This window comes from Methylotuvimicrobium buryatense 5G, assembly GCF_000341735.1.
Taxonomy (GTDB): Bacteria; Pseudomonadota; Gammaproteobacteria; order Methylococcales; family Methylomonadaceae; genus Methylotuvimicrobium; species Methylotuvimicrobium buryatense.
Genome location: NZ_KB455575.1, coordinates 1,107,546 through 1,125,733, shown reverse-complemented (window position 1 = coordinate 1,125,733; position 18,188 = coordinate 1,107,546). Strand labels below are relative to the sequence as shown.

At 48.5% G+C, this 18,188-nt stretch carries 17 protein-coding genes; 14 read left to right on the top strand and 3 right to left on the bottom strand.

Translation table 11 applies throughout. From position 1 onward, the window contains the following. Positions 1-197 precede the first annotated feature (197 nt). The gene (locus METBU_RS23365) at positions 198-662 is read right to left on the bottom strand and encodes an outer membrane protein assembly factor BamE (RefSeq protein WP_017839602.1); all 465 of its coding nucleotides are present in this window, start codon (positions 660-662) and stop codon (positions 198-200) included. Between the two features lie 453 nt (positions 663-1,115). On the opposite strand from METBU_RS23365, the gene fur reads away from it, so the two are divergent. Genes fur through lolD form a run of 3 tightly spaced genes read left to right on the top strand, consistent with a single transcriptional unit; the run spans position 1,116 to position 3,483 of the window. Then, positions 1,116-1,532, top strand: coding sequence for a ferric iron uptake transcriptional regulator (gene fur, locus METBU_RS0105110; RefSeq protein WP_014148470.1), 417 nt, complete (start codon positions 1,116-1,118; stop codon positions 1,530-1,532). 27 nt (positions 1,533-1,559) lie between these two features. Beyond that, positions 1,560-2,807, top strand: a complete 1,248-nt coding sequence (locus METBU_RS0105105; protein ID WP_017839601.1) for a lipoprotein-releasing ABC transporter permease subunit — start codon at positions 1,560-1,562, stop codon at positions 2,805-2,807. Then, positions 2,800-3,483 carry a lipoprotein-releasing ABC transporter ATP-binding protein LolD gene (gene lolD, locus METBU_RS0105100; RefSeq protein ID WP_014148472.1) on the top strand — a complete coding sequence of 228 codons (684 nt, stop codon included), beginning with the start codon at positions 2,800-2,802 and terminating at the stop codon, positions 3,481-3,483. Before METBU_RS0105105 ends, lolD begins: the two co-directional genes overlap by 8 nt. A 517-nt stretch (positions 3,484-4,000) precedes the next feature. Here the strand turns inward: lolD and METBU_RS0105095 are convergent. Continuing rightward, on the bottom strand, positions 4,001-4,507 hold the full coding sequence (locus METBU_RS0105095; protein WP_017839600.1) for a DUF2062 domain-containing protein: 507 nt from the start codon (positions 4,505-4,507) through the stop codon (positions 4,001-4,003). An 83-nt stretch (positions 4,508-4,590) separates the two neighbouring features. Here METBU_RS0105095 and METBU_RS0105090 point away from each other — a divergent pair, with 83 nt between their 5' ends. The 5 genes from METBU_RS0105090 (at position 4,591) to sufD (ending at position 11,142) form a co-directional block, all read left to right on the top strand. After that, positions 4,591-6,864, top strand: a complete 2,274-nt coding sequence (locus METBU_RS0105090) for a DNA internalization-related competence protein ComEC/Rec2 (protein ID WP_017839599.1) — start codon at positions 4,591-4,593, stop codon at positions 6,862-6,864. A gap of 224 nt (positions 6,865-7,088) precedes the next feature. Continuing rightward, complete coding sequence (locus tag METBU_RS0105085; RefSeq protein WP_014148475.1) at positions 7,089-7,538, top strand: SUF system Fe-S cluster assembly regulator; 450 nt, start codon at positions 7,089-7,091, stop codon at positions 7,536-7,538. A gap of 14 nt (positions 7,539-7,552) precedes the next feature. Then, a complete protein-coding gene (gene sufB, locus METBU_RS0105080; protein WP_017839598.1) occupies positions 7,553-9,001 on the top strand; it encodes a Fe-S cluster assembly protein SufB in 1,449 nt (482 codons plus the stop codon). 64 nt (positions 9,002-9,065) lie between these two features. After that, positions 9,066-9,818, top strand: a complete 753-nt coding sequence (sufC, locus tag METBU_RS0105075) for a Fe-S cluster assembly ATPase SufC (RefSeq protein WP_017839597.1) — start codon at positions 9,066-9,068, stop codon at positions 9,816-9,818. A gap of 1 nt (position 9,819) precedes the next feature. Further along, the gene (gene sufD / locus METBU_RS0105070) at positions 9,820-11,142 is read left to right on the top strand and encodes a Fe-S cluster assembly protein SufD (protein ID WP_017839596.1); all 1,323 of its coding nucleotides are present in this window, start codon (positions 9,820-9,822) and stop codon (positions 11,140-11,142) included. Positions 11,143-11,425: 283 nt separating this feature from the next. Here sufD and METBU_RS0105065 read toward each other — a convergent pair whose 3' ends face one another. Continuing rightward, on the bottom strand, positions 11,426-11,986 hold the full coding sequence (locus METBU_RS0105065; protein ID WP_017839595.1) for a Uma2 family endonuclease: 561 nt from the start codon (positions 11,984-11,986) through the stop codon (positions 11,426-11,428). A 229-nt stretch (positions 11,987-12,215) separates the two neighbouring features. On the opposite strand from METBU_RS0105065, the gene METBU_RS0105060 reads away from it, so the two are divergent. The 6 genes from METBU_RS0105060 (at position 12,216) to lysS (ending at position 18,115) form a co-directional block, all read left to right on the top strand. Continuing rightward, the gene (locus METBU_RS0105060) at positions 12,216-13,439 is read left to right on the top strand and encodes a cysteine desulfurase (protein WP_026130040.1); all 1,224 of its coding nucleotides are present in this window, start codon (positions 12,216-12,218) and stop codon (positions 13,437-13,439) included. Further along, complete coding sequence (sufU, locus tag METBU_RS0105055) at positions 13,439-13,891, top strand: Fe-S cluster assembly sulfur transfer protein SufU (RefSeq protein ID WP_014148483.1); 453 nt, start codon at positions 13,439-13,441, stop codon at positions 13,889-13,891. Before METBU_RS0105060 ends, sufU begins: the two co-directional genes overlap by 1 nt. Positions 13,892-13,897: 6 nt before the next feature. Beyond that, entirely contained in the window at positions 13,898-14,677 is a 780-nt protein-coding gene (locus METBU_RS0105050; RefSeq protein WP_017839593.1) for a class I SAM-dependent methyltransferase, read from the top strand. A 15-nt stretch (positions 14,678-14,692) separates the two neighbouring features. Continuing rightward, positions 14,693-15,013, top strand: a complete 321-nt coding sequence (locus METBU_RS0105045; protein WP_014148485.1) for a non-heme iron oxygenase ferredoxin subunit — start codon at positions 14,693-14,695, stop codon at positions 15,011-15,013. Positions 15,014-15,365: 352 nt separating this feature from the next. Continuing rightward, positions 15,366-16,464 (top strand): peptide chain release factor 2 gene (prfB, locus tag METBU_RS27275; RefSeq protein WP_138767145.1). Its coding sequence is split into 2 segments (ribosomal slippage): positions 15,366-15,440 and positions 15,442-16,464, totalling 1,098 coding nucleotides; the frame shifts between segments, so codons are not numbered across the junction. A gap of 154 nt (positions 16,465-16,618) precedes the next feature. Continuing rightward, positions 16,619-18,115, top strand: a complete 1,497-nt coding sequence (gene lysS, locus METBU_RS0105035; protein ID WP_017839592.1) for a lysine--tRNA ligase — start codon at positions 16,619-16,621, stop codon at positions 18,113-18,115. Positions 18,116-18,188: the final 73 nt, after the last annotated feature.

The following is an 18,188-nucleotide window of genomic DNA, read 5'->3' as shown; positions in this document are numbered from 1 at the left end:
TAGATCAAAATTCGGCACAGGGGTGTCCGTCAAAGGACGCCGTGAATACGTCCATGTAGGCTCTATGCCAGCTCCATGCTGGCAAAGCCTTTGTCGGACGCCCGGCACCACCTCGGGCACTACCGAAGTTTGAAGTGCGAAAGGTATAGCTTGTTAAATTCCTTCAGCTAGTTCGGCTCTCTTAAGGAATTTTCGCATCAATTAACGCGGGAAGATGAAGTCAGCGGATCATTATCGATTACGTTGACGTCCGGTTTTTTGAATTCGATTGAGCTGCTTGTTGTTTCATCGCTACTGAATAACCCGGTTATTTTTTCCCAAACCGTTTTATCTAATTTGCGCTTGGGTAACACGAGTGTTGTCTCGTGCGAGACTCGTTCGGTGGGTTTTGAGCTGGGTCTGAAATCGCCTTGTACTCCTATCAATTGATCCTCATCGAAGATTAGAGATACTTTTTTTTGCAGTCTAGCTCCCCCTCCCAATTGTTCAGAGAAAATATAATCCCAACGTTGCTGTTGAAAGGGGTCGAGCAACATGGGTGACCCCATGATGTATAAAACTTGGCGTTTATTCATGCCAGGACGCAACTGATCGATGGTTTCCTGGTCGATCATATTGCCTTGTTGAATGTCCAATGTATAGACGCCCGGCAAGTTTTCCATGATAGTCGTACATGAAGCGAGTATTAAGCTTGCTAGGAAGCATGAAAAGACAAGCGGCTTTCTCATTTAGCGTCTAAGGGATAAGCAAAACGGGAATCTTACATCAATTACAATAATTATCCTAGAATGCAGTTGTGTACCAGCAATTCCCAATTTGAGGATCAAAAAGGATGTGGAGTGTGCTTGGCAAGGATGTCGGCAGCAGGGAGCTGCCGCCAAGCCCCCATGGATGGGTTTACGGCGTTCCTCGACAGGCATACCCCACACCCTAAGATTGGCGAAAATGCTCAAACTGGGAATTGCTGGTTCTGTACTGTTAAACTGTATGCTCATTACGAGTAAAAAAGGCTACAATAGCTTTTTGCTTTTCAGTTCGCTACATTTTCTGGTACCTAATAGATTTAATTTATCCCGGAAAGCAAAACGATCCATTTTTTGATAGGAGATTTTATTTTGGAAAAACAAGATTTAAGGGACGCAGGCTTAAAGGTCACTCTACCTCGCGTTAAAATTCTTGAAATTCTTGAAAGCCAAAAAGACGATCGTCATCTAACTGCCGAACAGGTCTACAAAATCCTGTTGAGTGAAAATGAAGAAATCGGACTAGCCACTGTTTATAGGGTTTTGACTCAATTTGAAGCCGCCGGTTTGGTTGCAAGACATCATTTCGAAGGTGGAAATTCGGTCTTCGAACTAAATACTGGCGGTCATCATGATCATATCGTCTGCGTCAAATGTGGAAAAGTCGACGAATTCACCGACCCGGTCATAGAAAGCAGACAAAAAGAAATCGCCGACAAGCTGGGTTATGAATTAACCGATCACAGCTTGTACTTATATGGATTGTGCGTTAATTGCAAAAAATCCTAATTTCGTCCATCCTCTATCCAACACTGAATGTTTAAGCCTCTCATTTTGTATATTGGCCTGCGCTATACGCGGGCAAAACGCCGTACACAATTTATTTCATTCATCACGCTGACATCTATACTCGGCATCGCATTGGGAGTGACCGCATTGATTACCGTCTTATCGGTGATGAACGGTTTCGAAGCGGAATTGCGCGAACGGATTTTAGGTATGACTTCACATGCCACCGTTACAGGGCTCGATGGCCAATTGGAGGACTGGCAAAAACTAAACGGTTTGATTGGCAACTATCCTAATATAGAAGGTACGGCTCCATTTATTAACGGCCAAGTCATGATTAATGCGGACCGACGAGTCAGCGGTACGATGCTGCGAGGCATCTTGCCGAACGTGGAGCATCAGGTTTCCGAAGTTGCCGAAAAAATGAAGGCCGGTTCGCTCGAACAACTAATACCCGGCGAATACAACATCGTTTTAGGTGCGGAATTGGCCGCCTATCTCGGCGCGATGGTTGGAGACAAAATTACTGTAATCACCCCTCAAATCACGTCCACGCCGGCCGGAATATTGCCTCGTATGCGCCGATTTACCGTTAGCGGTATTTTCGAAGTCGGCATGTATGAGTATGACCGAAACATGGCGATTATCCATCTGGATGATGCATCAAGATTGTTCAGAATGGGGGAGGCGGTTTCCGGTCTACGCTTAAAGCTTGACGATTTGTTCAATGCGCCGCAAATCAGTCGATCCATCGCTCAAGCATTGTATGAGGATTATCGGGTTAGCGATTGGACGCAAGCGCACAGTAACTTTTTCCGCGCGATTCAAACCGAAAAGCGGGTCATGTTTATCATCTTGCTTTTAATCGTCGCGGTGGCCGCTTTCAATATTGTATCGACGCTGGTCATGGTTGTAACCGATAAGCGCGGTGATATCGCTATTTTGAAAACTCAGGGACTATCCTCGCCTTCGGTCATGGGGATTTTCATTGTTTTGGGTGGGATTATCGGTGTGGTCGGTACTTTGCTAGGTACTGCAGGGGGGATTGCCTTGGCGCTGAATGTCGAAACCATTGTGCCGGCGATCGAACAGCTTTTCGGCGTGCAGTTCATGGCGGCCGATGTCTATTACATCAGCGAGTTACCTTCGAAACTGGAATGGGAGGATGTGTATACAATCGCAGGAATGGCTTTTTCGTTATCGTTACTCGCAACCCTTTATCCTGCCTGGCAAGCATCAAAAATTAATCCCGCGGAAGTTTTAAGATATGAATGATTCGACTATTTTACAATGCCGCGATTTGACAAAGAGTTTCAAGCAAGGCGGACTCAATGTCGATGTGTTGAAAGGCGTCGATTTAAATATCGGCATTGGCGAACGTGTGGCTATCATGGGCGCCTCGGGTTCAGGTAAAAGCACCTTACTGCATATGCTCGGCGGTCTCGATAAACCCGATGGCGGCGAAGTCGTTTTGGACGGAGTCAATCTCAATAAAGTCAATTCGACTAAATTAAATAAACTGAGAAACAGCTCTTTGGGCTTCATTTACCAATTTCATCATTTGCTGGGCGAGTTTACGGTATTGGAAAATGTGGCGATGCCGTTGTTGATCGGAGGCGAAACAGTCGGTCAAGCTCGTCATAAGGCCGATGAGCTATTGCAACGAGTCGGTTTAGGGCATCGAGTGGAGCATAAGCCCGGAGAGTTATCCGGTGGTGAGAGGCAGCGGGCCGCCGTTGCCAGAGCATTGATCAATCAACCGAAATGCGTATTGGCCGACGAACCGACCGGTAATCTAGATAGTAAAACTGCCGAGCAAATTTATCAATTGATGTTGGAGTTGAATCGCGAACTCAAAGTGAGCTTCTTGGTCGTTACTCACGATCCGGTTTTAGCTCAGCGCATGGATACCGTGTTGCATATGGAAGATGGTCTGATCGTCAATCACTGAAAGGTGAAAGGTGAAAGGTGAAAGGTGAAAGGTGAAAGGTGAAAGGTGAAAGGTGAAAGGTAAAAGGATGTGGCTTTTCTATCTCTTGTCAAGACTACATCATTCACATTTCATCGATTTTCATGCATTTGCACGAAACTACCCCCTTTATACTTGTAAAGTTGACTAACTTTAATAAAGGTGTGAGGTGTGGCTAGCGGGGATGTCGGCAGCAGGGCAGATTTTTGCTCCATGCAAAATTTGCATTCACGCCATCCTTGGCGTTCGAGCTGCCGACAAGCCCCCATGGATGGGTTTACGGCGGTCCTTGCTAGACACATTCCATGCCTTTTATTCGTAGACGGTTTTTTGATCTAAAAGGAGTAAAAACAAGTTATTTAGAGCCATGTCCTAATATACCTTGTCATCTCTGACGCTGAACCTGACGATCCCTGCCGCCGACTCCTGTCAATCGAGCAACCGAACCCTACAGGAAATAGGGAGGTTATTTATGACCATATCCTATTAAGTACAGGAACTAGCGCTTCTGCCGCTTAGTCCAGCGCTTACCGACATGATAGCGCCAGAGATTGCTCATGCCGAAATAGCCGGCAGTCGAGCATATCGTACCAATTACCAAGCAACCGAGTAAAAACGGCGCCCAAATATCGCTTAATTCGGTCATGACGTTTTCAACAGTAAACTCGACGTCCTCATGTGGCTTTCTTGCCATCAACAACAAGCCGACGCGGTAGGCAAAATAAAACATCGGAGGCATCGTCAAGGGGTTGGTAATCCACACCAGAGCGACGGACAGCGGTAAGTTGGCCCGAAAATAAAAAGCCCCGGCCGCAGCGATTGCCATCTGGCCGGGGACAGGAATCCAGGCGGTAAATAAACCGATTGCAAAAGCTAGCGCTACCGAACGGCGGTTTAAATGCCATAAATTCGGTTCGTGTAAACGCTCACCCAAAAATTGTAGGTTTTTGTGTCCTTTGATTTTATCGGGATGAGGCAGATACTTTTTGATGAGCTTTTTAGGCATGATCTTTGTAGTTATAGTTTTTCAGGCCCGTAGTTTATCAGGTTTCTTTTAAGCCGAAAAAGCATAAATCATTCGGAGAATCGATGGTTGAATCTGCGCTTTTCTTCGCAGCCGGTATTTGGACGGTTCAACAATTTCCACAATTGCCTGGAGGATGGCATTGGCTAGTCTCTGTTTGCGTTTTGGTCGGAATCTTACTCAGACTTAAGTATCGAAAAGCCGCAATCTTTTTGTTCGGTATGCTATGGGCGATTGTTTATGCATCAAATGCTTTATCGAATCGACTCCCGGTCGACTTGGAAAGCAAGATAATACCGATAGAGGGTCGCGTGACCGGACTGCCCCGTCAAAGCGATAGACGTGTGCGTTTCAACCTAACCGATATTCAGGGTCCTGAAGGCACACCTAAGAAACTGCGCTTGAGTTGGTACAATCCTAAGCACGAAATTAAAGCCGGTCAGTATTGGTCGTTTTCGGTCAAACTCAAACGACCGCATGGCAATTTGAATCCGGGCGGTTTCGATTTTGAACGTTGGTTACTGAGCGAAGGCATCGGGGCAACCGGTTATGTTCGTGATAGACCGACGCCAGTTATGGTTTCGGATAAGACGTCGTTTTTTGATATTTCAACTTGGCGTCAACAGCTTTCGGATAGGCTCAATAACACAGGTGCTTCAAGCGATACGATCGGCATTATCAAGGCTCTGGCAATCGGCGAAAGGCAACAGCTAAGTTCGGCCCAATGGAATATTTTCCGTAACACCGGAACCGTTCATTTAATAGCGATTTCCGGTTTGCATATCGGGCTGATTTCAGGGCTGATGTATTTAACGATCCTTAAATTCTGGGCCCGAACCGGAGTATTGAGATGGTCGCCCCATTATGTCGGCGCACTTGCGGCGCTGTTTATCGCTGCGTTCTATGCCGGTTTGGCCGGGTTTTCGGTGCCGACACAACGCGCATTGATCATGCTGGCAGCAGTTATGCTTTCGGTCATTTGGCAAAGAAACGTTAGTCTCTCCAAAACATTAGCGTTAGCTTTATTTGCCGTACTGACGATGGATCCCTTGGCAATATTATCACCCGGTTTTTGGCTCTCGTTTTTGGCGGTTATCTTTATAGTCTTCATTGCAGGAGGGAGACTTCAGAAAACAAATCGCTGGCTGGCGGCGCTAAAAATTCATTGGGCGATGGCATTTGCGCTTGCGCCGGTATTGTTATTCTTTTTTCAGCAAACGTCATTAATTGCGCCACTGGCAAATTTAATTGCTGTTCCTGTCGTTAGCTTTCTGGTTGTACCCATTCTGCTTCCTTCCATGTTTCTTCTCGGGACGATACCTGGGTTAGCGGAACCCCTATTGTTGCTAGTCGACTCAATATTAAAAGGATTGCTTTGGTTTTTGGCTAAATTAGCCGATTGGCCATTCGCGACAGTTTATTATCCTCAACCTACGTTGATTGCAGTGGCTTTTTTTGTGCTGGGTGTTTTTATTTTGTTGACGCCGCGAGGATTAACCGGGCGCTGGCTGGGATGCCTAATGCTTTGTCCATTATTTTTTCCGAGCTTGGATCGCCCGGAAGATGGCGAGGCCAAACTAACCTTACTCGATGTCGGACAAGGTTTAGCTACCGTAGTGCAAACCGCAAAGCATGTTTTGGTATTCGATACCGGAATTCGTTTCGATTCCGGATCGGATAGCGGCACATCGGTCTTGTTGCCGTTTTTACGTTATCAAGGCATCGATCGAGTCGATAAACTGATCATCAGTCACGGCGACAATGATCATATCGGTGGCGCGGCTTCATTACTCAGCAGTATTAGGACCGATGCGGTTTTGAGCAGTGTGCCGGAGCGAATTGATCATATATCGGCTGATTTTTGTAGAACCGGTCAAAGTTGGTCATGGGACGGCGTCTCATTTGTTATGTTAGCGCCTGGCGAAACGGCCGGTTTTCGTTCGAACAATGATAATTCCTGCGTGCTCAAGGTTATCGCCGAGCAAGGCAGTATCTTGTTGACCGGCGATATTGAAAAAAACGCTGAGGCATGGTTAATCAAAAATTACGCTTCCGATTTGCTTGCCGATATTTTGATCGTTCCGCATCATGGCAGTAAGACTTCCTCGACTCATGCTTTTTTGCAAGCCGTTTCCCCAAATTATGCGCTAATTCCATCCGGTTATAAGAACCGTTTCGGATTTCCTCATCAAGAAGTCATCGAACGTTTGGATGATTTAAACATTAATTGGTTTGATACTGGGCGTCATGGGGCTTTGACCGTAACGACGACAAAACACACGCTAAAATTGGAAGCGCAGCGCTTAGCCCGTCGGCGCTATTGGCATGCGGCCCCATGATTAATCTATACCCTTTGCTGGTCAAATTTCGGCGCCGGGGTGTTAGGTCGATTTTGCAGGAGCAAAAATCGACCTAACACCCCGGTGCCTCCATACGTCAATGCCGAAAGTTGAAGTGCGATGGGTATAACCCCATAAAAAAGCCTAATGGAAAAAATAATAACCAAGCGCTTTACTATGGTATTAAATAGGACTAAAATAGTCCTGAATTTTTGGAGCAGAGTATGTTGCGTCTAGGCAAGTTAACAGATTATGCGACAGTGATTTTAAGCTATATGGCAAAAAACCGCTTCCAGATGCATGCTGCCAATGAAATCGCCGATATAACCGGTATTGCACCGGCAACGGTCAGTAAACTTTTAAAACAACTCGCCAAGGCTGGGCTAGTTTGCTCGACTCGAGGCGCGAAAGGCGGTTATGAGTTGGCGAACTTACCCGAATATATTACTGTGGCGAGCATTATTAGCGCCGTAGAAGGCCCTATTGCTTTAACCGAATGCAGTATTTCGCAACAAAACTGCGAACAGGCCGGCGGCTGCGAAATTCGCGGCAGTTGGGGGAAAATCAATCAAGCCATCTTTAATGCGCTTGATTCAATTACACTAGCGGATTTGATTTTGCCGGCATCGAAGCCGGATGAATTTTATGTGCCGGTAGCGAGTCTTTACCGGTAACGACGGAGAACGAAATGTCAGCAAGCGCAAAAGAAATCGAACAACTGATCGGAAAAGAATACAAGCAAGGCTTTGTCACGGAATTGGAAACCGACACTTTTCCGCCCGGTTTGGACGAAGAAGTAATTCACAAGCTCTGGAAAATCAAAAACGAACCCGAGTTTATGCTGGAGTACAGGCTGAAAGCGTTTCGCCATTGGCAAACAATGAAGTCGCCTGAATGGGCCTTCGTTAAGTTCGAACCGATCGATTATCAAGCAGTCAGTTATTATTCTGCACCTAAGCGTAAGGAAGACGGGCCGAAAAGCCTTGACGAAGTCGATCCGCAAATCTTGGAAGCCTATAAAAAGCTCGGTATTCCGCTCGACGAGCAAGAGCGTTTGGCCGGGGTTGCGGTCGATGCAGTGTTCGACAGTGTTTCGGTTGCAACCACATTTAAGAGCAAGCTGAAAGAGGCAGGGGTAATCTTCTGCCCGATATCCGAAGCCTTACGTGAATACCCGGAATTGGTTCAACAATATCTCGGCTCGGTCGTGCCGACCGGCGACAACTATTTCGCAGCCTTAAACTCGGCCGTGTTTACCGACGGTTCGTTCGTCTATATTCCGAAAGGCGTGCGCTGCCCGATGGAATTGTCGACTTATTTTCGCATCAACGCGGCCAATACTGGCCAGTTCGAAAGAACGCTGATCATTGCCGACGAAGGCAGTCACGTCAGTTATCTCGAAGGCTGTACCGCACCAATGCGCGATGAAAACCAGTTGCACGCCGCGGTCGTCGAGCTGATCGCATTGGAGAATGCCGAAATCAAATATTCGACCGTGCAAAATTGGTATCCCGGCGATAAAGAAGGCAAGGGCGGAATTTATAATTTCGTGACCAAGCGAGCCGATTGCCGTGGCGACAATTCGAAGGTTTCGTGGACGCAGGTCGAAACCGGATCGGCGATCACCTGGAAATATCCGAGCTGCGTGCTGACCGGCAATAATTCGATCGGCGAATTTTATTCGGTCGCGCTGACCAACAATTATCAGCAAGCCGATACCGGCACCAAGATGATACATATCGGCAAGAACACGCGGAGCACGATCATTTCGAAAGGCATTTCGGCAGGACACGCGCAGAACACTTACCGGGGCTTGGTCAAGGTCTTGAAGGGCGCAGAAAACGCACGCAACTATACGCAATGCGATTCGCTCTTGGTCGGCGACAAATGCGGCGCGCACACGTTTCCGTACGTCGAGGTAAAACAACCTTCAGCGCAGGTCGAACACGAAGCGACGACGTCGAAAATCAGCGAGGATCAACTGTTTTTCTGCCAACAACGCGGTCTTTCGGCCGAAGACGCCGTTTCGATGATCGTCAATGGTTTTTGCAAGGAAGTCTTCAAGGAATTGCCGATGGAATTCGCGGTCGAGGCTCAGGCTTTGTTAGGACTCAGTTTGGAAGGATCGGTAGGTTAGCGACGATCATCTAATGAACGCGGCTTTATAACGATCAAACCATATAAATTTTTAGGAAATCAACATGCTCAACATTGAAAATCTCCACGTCAGCGTGGGCGACAAACCAATTTTGAAAGGTATTAATCTTCAAGTGAAACCCGGCGAAATTCATGCCATCATGGGGCCTAACGGTTCCGGAAAAAGCACGCTATCCCATGTTTTGTCCGGAAAAAGCGGTTATACCGTCACCCAAGGTCAAGTGACTTACGAAGGCAAAGACCTGACTGAAATGGCGCCTGAAATCAGAGCCCGCGAAGGCGTGTTTTTGGCATTTCAGTATCCGGTCGAAATTCCGGGTGTCAGCAATATCTATTTGCTCAAAGCAGCGTTGAATTCGATTCGCAAACACCAAGGCTTGTCCGAGGTCGATGCGATGGATTTTCTGACGCTGATCAAAGAAAAAGTCCGTTTGCTTGAAATGGATGAAAAATTTCTGTACCGGGCCGTTAACGAAGGCTTTTCGGGCGGTGAGAAGAAACGCAACGAAATCCTGCAGATGGCGGTGTTGGAGCCGAAACTGTGCATTCTCGACGAGACCGATTCCGGTCTCGACATCGATGCATTGAAAGTCGTCGCCGAAGGCGTCAATTCGATACGTTCGCCGGAGCGTTCGTTCGTGATGATCACGCATTATCAACGACTGCTCGATTACATCAAGCCGGATTTCGTGCATGTCTTGGCGCACGGACAAATCGTCAAATCGGGCGGGCCGGAGTTGGCCTTGGAGCTCGAGGAAAAAGGCTATAGCTGGGTTGAAAACAAACAGGCCGCTTGATATGACTACGCAAACCGCTAGCCGTTACACGGCAGAATATTCGAAAATCGAAACGACGTTACCCGGCGGGTCGCTGCCGTGGCTGCGCGCATTGCGCAGTGATGCGCTGAAGCAATTTTCCGGGTGCGGTTTTCCGTCGCTACGGGAAGAAGAATGGCGCTATACGAACGTTTCCGGCATCGAAAAAAATTTGTTCGAACCGCGTCTTGAACCGAGTGACAATCAAATCGACAAAGATTGGCTCGAAAATTATCGTTTGGCCGATTGCTGGCAAATCGTGCTGGTCGACGGTTATTACTCGGCTGAATTTTCCGTTCTGGCAGGGCTTCCGGAAAACGTTACGATAAAAAGCCTAAAAGAATCGCTCGAAGCCGGTGACGGGCAAATCGAGCCTTATTTAGGCAAAGCGGTTGGTATCGATGAGCACAGTTTCGTCGCATTCAATACGGCGTGGTTTACAGATGGTGCATACATACGCATACCAGCGAAGACCGTTTTGGACAAACCCGTGCAGTTGCTGCATGTTGTCACCGATCCGAATCGCTTGGCGGCGACGCGCAATCTCGTGATTGCCGAATCGATGGCACAGGCCCAAGTCATCGAAACCTACGTCGGCGTCGATCAAGCCTATCTGTCGGCAGCGGTTACCGAAGTATTCGTCGAGCCGAACGCTGATTTGACGATGATCAAACTGCAATGCGAATCGGAAAAAGCCTATCATTTCGGCGGTACTTACGTGAAACAAGCCCGTGACGCGCGTTTCAATCATCACAATTTCGCCTTCGGAAGCCTATTGGCGAGAAGCGACATTCACAGCGATTTGAGCCATGGCAGTGAATGCCATTTGAACGGCTTGTATCTGGGTGTCAAACGGCAGCATCTCGACAATCATACGCGCATCAATCATCTCGAGCCTTACGGCATCAGCCGCGAACTTTATAAAGGCGTTCTGGACGGCAGGGCGCGCGGCGTGTTTCAAGGCCGGGTCGTGGTCGCCGAGGATGCACAAAAAACCGATTCGGAAATGAACAACCGAAATTTATTGCTTTCGAACGATGCCGAAGCCGACACCAAGCCGCAATTGGAAATCTATGCCGACGATGTCAAATGTGCGCATGGCGTGACGGTTGGACAACTCGACGAAAAATCGGTGTTTTATCTGCAATCGCGCTGTGTCGACGAGGAAACCGCTCGCAATATGCTGACGTTTGCGTTTGCGAACGAGATGGTTACTAAGATAACGCAAAAAAGCCTACACGATCTGGTGCTCGCGGAAGTGCTGAAACGATTTCCGCAGCAGGGGATTATGCAAGATTGGTTGTAACCGGTATTGGCCGTTGATTCATCCACAGGGAACACAGAGCATTTGTAGCCATGCCTCTGTGAACTCGGTGTTCTTTGTGGTTTTATTGTTTTGAAGAGATAAATGATAAAAGCCTAAAGCAGCCTGAGTTCGGGTTAAGAAACTCAGCCAGTATCAGGCCTCGCTTCCAGAAGACGCCGTGAATAGCTTGAGCACAGCATCCATGCTGCGCACACTTCTTCCAGCGAGGCCTGATACTGACTTGACCATCTGGAATATATGCTTTTTATATTTCGAACTCAGGTTAAATTATGTCGCCGATATCGATTGTGATTTCTGGGAGTTCGGACAAGGCGATCGAATCACCGGACGTCAATGTTCGCTTCTCGGCATAAAGATCGCCGGCCGGCTTTCGGTAAATTTCGACCCTGGCCTCGTTGAGGTTGACTAGCCAGTACTCGGGAATTCGGTGCATGGCATAAAGATGCATTTTTTGATTGCGGTCGAATTCGAGCGACGAATCGGCGACTTCGATCAGCAATAACACATCGGCGGCGACAGGATGACGGGTCGAGTAAAAGTCCAGGTTCGGTTTCAAGAGCATGAAGTCGGGTTCCGGTTCGGACAGATCGCCGAGTCGCAAAGGATTTTGCGCATTCATGATAGCCTTTCCGGCTACGTGAATGGCAAAGAAATTCATTAGCCGGATGACATGACCTGCATGATTGCAGCCTATCGGGGACATTTCCAAGATTTCTCCGTTGATCAATTCGAGACGGCTGTCGGGCGGGAAAATGCCGGCTTCGCCCAATCTGCGCCATTCGTCGATATCGGTCAGATGTTTTCGAGGATTTGCGATCGCCATAATTGAAACCGGTTGATTTTAAAAAAGATGTCATTATTCAGCATAAGTCATGTATGAGAAGGTGCCAGGCATTGGTTTATAAGGCTGTCTGCAACAGGACGTTGCAGTCAGAGCTTACAGGGATGTATTCACGCGTCCTTAGAAATCAATGCCTGACACCAACCTACCGCATGCGCTGAATAGTGACAAAAAGATAAAATATAAAGAATATACGCCAAACAAGCAAACCATGACTCAATTTCCTATCGATAAAATACGCAACGATTTTCCGATTCTGAACGAGAAAATCCGTAATAAACCGCTGGTCTATCTTGACAATGCAGCCTCCAGCCAGAAACCGAACGTCGTGATCGATTGCATCAGTCATGTCTATCGCCATGATTACGCGAACGTGCATCGCGGCGTGCATACGCTTAGCGTGCGCTCGACCGATAAGTTCGAAGGCGCTCGGGAAAAGATCAAGGATTTCATCAATGCCGGATCGGACAAGGAAATCATTTTCACGAAGGGTACGACCGAATCGATCAATCTGGTCGCGCAAAGTTACGGCAAAGCCAATATCAAAGCCGGCGACGAGATTCTGATCAGCGCAATGGAGCACCATTCCAACATCGTGCCGTGGCAGATGCTGTGCGAACAGACCGGCGCGATACTGAAAGTCGCTCCGATTAATCTTCGCGGCGAACTGATTTTCGACGAATTCATTAAACTGATCGGCGATAAAACCCGCTTGGTTGCGGTCGCGCATATGTCGAATGCGCTGGGTACGATCAATCCGGTTAAACAAATTATTGCCGCCGCTCATGAAAGAAACATTCCGGTATTGCTTGATGGCGCGCAAGCGATACCGCACATGCCAGTCGATGTGCAAGAATTGGATTGTGATTTTTATGCCTTTTCCGGCCATAAGCTATACGGTCCATCCGGCATCGGCGTGTTGTACGGCAAACAAGCCTTGCTCGAAGCGATGCCGCCGTATCAAGGCGGCGGCGATATGATTCGCAGGGTTACGTTCGAAGAAACCGAGTACAATACGCTGCCTTATAAGTTCGAGGCCGGCACACCGAGCATCGCCGACGCAATAGCCCTTGGTGCCGCAATCGATTATCTAAGCGCAATCGGTATGGATGCTATCGCCGCATATGAGGCCGAACTACTCGATTACGCGACCGAACAGGCTAAGAAGATCAAAGGCCTTCGAATCGTCGGCGAAGCAAGCGAAAAAGGCGCGATCCTGTCGTTCGTGCTCAATCATATCCATCCGCACGACATCGGCACGATGCTCGACAGTCTCGGTATTGCGGTTAGAGCAGGACACCATTGCGCGATGCCGGTCATGGACTTTTTCGAAGTGCCCGCAACCGCACGAGCGTCGTTCGCGATATATAATACGAAGCAGGAAATCGATGTATTGATGAACGGCATAGAATCTTTAATAGAGGTATTTGGTTAATGTTTGACGATTTAAGAGATCTTTACCAAGAGGTCATTTTCGACCACAACCGCAATCCGCGTAATTTCAGGATCATCGAGAATGCGGATAGGAAAGTGGACGGTTTCAATCCGCTGTGCGGCGACCGTCTGACGCTGTTTTTGAAAATGAACGGCGATGTGATCGAAGACGCGAGCTTTCAGGGTTCAGGTTGCGCAATTTCGACCGCCTCGGTTTCGTTGATGACCGAAATCGTCAAAGGCAAAACCGAAGCCGAAGCCGAAGCCCTGTTCAAAACTTTTCACGAAATGACGACTGGCAAGGACGAACAAATCAATCTCGAAGCGGTCGGCAAACTGGCCGTGTTAGCTGGCGTCAGAGAGTATCCGGCGCGCGTCAAATGCGCAACGCTGGCTTGGCATACGCTCGATGCCGCGCTCAAAAACGAAAAGCAATCGATTTCGACCGAATAAGCGCCTTTGACTGAGCCACTTTATTTGGGCAAACTCGCGGTGCTTTATGAAGGGCAGGGCAATGCCGATGATTTTAAGCGATTGGCCGAAAGGTTGGGCGTTCCGCTTAGAGTAACGTCCGAACCCAATTTCGATCAGCTTGAATCATTTTATTTGACCTGGCGCGATGGTGTGCTGAAACTGCTCGACTGTGAGCTACTGAAAAAAGGCGGTCTGGCGGTCGACATTGAACCCCGTCCCGGCGAGCAGCGTTCCTGGCCTGCTCCGAAAAACACGCCGCTGGGTCAAGCCTTGGGACGAAAAACGCAGACCGTTGTCGATGCGACGACAGGCTGGGGCCAGGATAGCCTTCATATCTTCAGGATGGGTTATAGTTTGCGCTGCATCGAACGTTCGCCGGTCATGGTTGAGCTATTGCAAGATGCTTTTCGGCGTTTGGGTGAATTGGAGTGGGTCAAAAATCTGTCGCTCGAGTTACCCGAACTGATCGCCGGCAATGCGATTGAAATTCTCGCCGGGCTCGATGAACATCCAGATTGCATCTATATCGACCCGATGTTTCCGCCGAAACGCAAAAAATCGGCGTTGGCGAAAAAATCGATGACGATTTTGCAAGAATTGCTAGGCGATGATCCGGATAAAGATGAATTATTTTCCGCAGCGATGCAGTCAGCAGCGAAGAAGGTGGTTGTCAAGAGTCCCGATTATGCCGAGCCGCTCGGCGGCAAACCGAGTCAGAGTTTTCAGGGAAAACTGTTGCGTTACGATGTATATGTCAAAAATTAAAATCTAGGAGTCATCATGTCCGATTGGATAGATGTCGTCGATCAAGATGCCTTGGCCGATGGCGAACATGTCGTTATCGATGTCGATGGTGCCGACGTCGCAATATTCAAAATAGACGGCGAATTTTTCGCGATCGAGGATGTCTGCACGCATGACGGCGCAGAAATCGCCAGCGGCGAACTCGACGGAGACGAAATCATTTGCCCGAGACACGGCGCTCGGTTTTGCGTCAAAACCGGCGCTGTCAAGTCGCCGCCTGCCTATGAAGACATCCCCTGTTTTCCGTTGCGTATCGAAAACCACCGTATTCAAGTTCGCGATGATCGTTGGGATTAGCCGTTCAGTCGTTTCAGAAATTCCCAATTTGAGGGTAAAAGGGTGTGGAGGATGCCGTCGAGGAACGCCGTGAACCCGTCCATGGGAGCTTGACGGCGGCTAAGCGCCAAGGATGGCGTGAATGTAGATTTTTGCAGGAGCAAAAACCTGCCCCGCCGCCGACATCCTCGCCAAGCATGCTTCACACCCTCAACTCCTTGCATATGTTCAAACGAGGAATTGCTGAAATCGTTTTTCGTTTATGAATGAAACGTGCTAATCGTATATAATCTAATGTTTTTCCATGAGGCTGATTGAGTGCGAGTCAATGTTCGGCCAATGGTCTTTCGGTTTCTTTAGATTATAAATATTCATGCAAGAAATTAATCCTATCAAAAACAAAATCTCCGACCTCAAAAGCCGCGGCGACGCGCTTAGGAGGTATCTTTGACTTCGATATCAAAAGCGAGCGCCTGGTCGAAGTTCTGAAAGAACTCGAAGATCCCGCAATCTGGAACAATCCCGAACAGGCCCAAGCCATGGGCAAGGAAAGGGTGGAACTGGAAAAAGTCGTCGATACGATCAACGAGTTGGATAGCGGCCTTGCCGACGCCGAAGAACTGCTGATGATGGCGGTCGAAGAAGGCGACGAAGAAACCGTTGATACGGTTGCGAGCGACCTCGATCAACTTGAGACTAAAGTCGCCGAACTGGAGTTTCGGCGCATGTTCTCCGGTGAAATGGACGCGAACAATGCCTTTCTCGATATCCAGTCTGGTTCCGGCGGTACCGAGGCACAAGATTGGGCATCAATGATCGAGCGCATGTATTTGCGCTGGGGCGAAGCGAAAGGTTTTAAGACCGAACTGATCGAAGAATCGCCCGGCGATGTCGCCGGCATCAAAAGCGCAACGATCAAATTCGAAGGCGAATACGCCTTCGGTTGGCTGCGTACCGAAACCGGCGTGCATCGATTGGTTAGAAAATCGCCTTTCGATTCCGGCAACCGCCGTCATACCTCATTTGCATCGGTGTTCGTATCGCCCGAAATCGACGACGATATCGATATCGAAATCAATCCGGCCGATTTGCGCATCGACGTCTATCGAGCCAGCGGGGCGGGCGGTCAGCACGTCAATCGGACCGAGTCTGCGGTGCGAATTACGCATGGGCCGAGCGGCATCGTCGTGCAATGTCAAAGCGACCGTTCGCAGCACAAGAACAAAGATACTGCAATGAAACAGCTCAAGGCCAAGTTATATGAAATGGAAATCATGAAACGCAGCGAACAACAGCAGGCGCTCGAAGATTCCAAATCCGATATCGGCTGGGGCAGTCAAATTCGATCTTATGTCTTGGATCAATCGCGCATCAAGGATTTGCGTACGAACGTCGAAACCGGCAATACTCAAGCAGTACTTGACGGTGATCTGGATCAATTTATCGAAGCGAGTTTAAAAAGCGGGCTATAAGTTTAAAGACTAAAACTCACATCGAGAAATTCACCATATTAAGGAGAGATGCAATCAAAAAGAAAGTGGCTCTCTCCATTGGTGCCCCCCGAGTATCCCCTTACTTAATACCGACTTTTTTAAAATTTAAAATCTTATATAAGACCATAAAATCATGTCCGAACTTTTGCAAGACGAACAAGAACAAATTAGACAACGCCGCGGTAAATTAACTGAAATCCGCGAACGCGGGATAGCTTTCCCGACCGACTTTAGGCGCAATGTCGTGGTCGGCGAATTGCTGGCCGAATACGGCGAAAAGTCGAAAGAAGAACTCGAAGCCGAACCTATTCGCGTCAAGGTCGCCGGACGCATGATGACTCGCCGTATCATGGGCAAGGCGAGTTTCTGTCATATTCAAGACATGTCGGGCCAAATGCAGCTTTATGTCGCGCGCGACCATCTGCCGGAAGGCTTTTATAACGAGCAGTTCAAGAAATGGGACATCGGCGACATCATCGGTGCCGAGGGAGTGTTGTTCAAGACCAATGTCGGCGAATTGAGCATCAAGGTCGACGATATTCGTTTATTGACCAAAGCGCTTAGGCCGTTGCCTGAAAAATTTCACGGCATCGCCGATCAGGAAATCAAATATCGCCAGCGTTATTTGGATTTGATCATGAGCGAGCAATCGCGTAAGACTTTCCTGATCCGTTCGAAAATCGTCACGTACATTCGAGATTTCTTGGTAGCGAGACAATTTCTCGAGGTCGAAACGCCAATGATGCAGGCGATTCCCGGCGGTGCGACCGCGCGTCCGTTTAAGACGCATCACAATGCCTTGGACATGGAGCTGTTTTTACGGATTGCACCGGAATTGTATCTGAAACGGCTGATCGTCGGCGGTTTCGAACGTGTCTTCGAAATTAATCGCAATTTTCGTAACGAAGGCCTGTCGACACGGCACAATCCGGAATTTACGATGCTCGAATTCTATCAGGCCTATGCCGAGTATCACGATTTGATGGATTTGACCGAAGAAATGGTACGCGGCATCGCGCTCGAAGTGCTCGGCCAAACGCTAATTACTTACCAAGGCGAACAATACGACTTCGGCAAACCGTTCGATCGCATGACCGTGGTCGAATCGATTTTGCATTTCAATTCGGGTTTGACGGCCGACGATTTGGCGACGCGCGAAGCGGCGGAGAAGGTGGCCGAAAATTTGAAAATCCCGATCAAGGACAGTTACGGTCTCGGAAAGATTCAGATCGAGATATTCGAAAAAACCGTCGAACACAGGTTGATGAATCCGACCTTTATTACTGCGTATCCGGTTGAAGTATCGCCATTGGCCAGACGTAACGATGACGACCCGCATGTGACCGACCGTTTCGAGTTTTTTGTCGGCGGCAGAGAAATCGCGAACGGTTTCACCGAGTTGAACGACGCCGAGGATCAGGCCGAACGCTTCCGCAAACAAGTCGAGGAAAAAGAAGCCGGCGACGACGAAGCGATGCATTACGATGCCGACTATGTCACGGCATTGGAACACGGCATGCCGCCGACGGCGGGCGAGGGCATAGGTATCGATCGTCTGGTGATGCTGTTTACCGACGCGCCGTCGATTCGAGATGTATTGTTGTTCCCGCATCTTCGGCCTAAGAACTAAGCATGTAATCCAGTGCCTATGTGTTTATGCTAATCGCTGCGTTTGTCTAAGCCAATCTACCGTGGCTTAACGA

Bases quoted from the DNA above. Each gene is read 5' to 3' on its own strand.
- METBU_RS23365 (WP_017839602.1), bottom strand. From the start codon at position 662: ATGGAAAACTTGCCGGGCGTCTATACATTGGACATTCAACAAGGCAAT.
- METBU_RS0105105 (WP_017839601.1), top strand. From the start codon at position 1,560: ATGTTTAAGCCTCTCATTTTGTATATTGGCCTGCGCTATACGCGGGCA.
- lolD (WP_014148472.1), top strand. From the start codon at position 2,800: ATGAATGATTCGACTATTTTACAATGCCGCGATTTGACAAAGAGTTTC.
- METBU_RS0105095 (WP_017839600.1), bottom strand. From the start codon at position 4,507: ATGCCTAAAAAGCTCATCAAAAAGTATCTGCCTCATCCCGATAAAATC.
- METBU_RS0105090 (WP_017839599.1), top strand. From the start codon at position 4,591: ATGGTTGAATCTGCGCTTTTCTTCGCAGCCGGTATTTGGACGGTTCAA.
- METBU_RS0105085 (WP_014148475.1), top strand. From the start codon at position 7,089: ATGTTGCGTCTAGGCAAGTTAACAGATTATGCGACAGTGATTTTAAGC.
- sufB (WP_017839598.1), top strand. From the start codon at position 7,553: ATGTCAGCAAGCGCAAAAGAAATCGAACAACTGATCGGAAAAGAATAC.
- sufC (WP_017839597.1), top strand. From the start codon at position 9,066: ATGCTCAACATTGAAAATCTCCACGTCAGCGTGGGCGACAAACCAATT.
- sufD (WP_017839596.1), top strand. From the start codon at position 9,820: ATGACTACGCAAACCGCTAGCCGTTACACGGCAGAATATTCGAAAATC.
- METBU_RS0105065 (WP_017839595.1), bottom strand. From the start codon at position 11,986: ATGGCGATCGCAAATCCTCGAAAACATCTGACCGATATCGACGAATGG.
- METBU_RS0105060 (WP_026130040.1), top strand. From the start codon at position 12,216: ATGACTCAATTTCCTATCGATAAAATACGCAACGATTTTCCGATTCTG.
- sufU (WP_014148483.1), top strand. From the start codon at position 13,439: ATGTTTGACGATTTAAGAGATCTTTACCAAGAGGTCATTTTCGACCAC.
- METBU_RS0105045 (WP_014148485.1), top strand. From the start codon at position 14,693: ATGTCCGATTGGATAGATGTCGTCGATCAAGATGCCTTGGCCGATGGC.
- lysS (WP_017839592.1), top strand. From the start codon at position 16,619: ATGTCCGAACTTTTGCAAGACGAACAAGAACAAATTAGACAACGCCGC.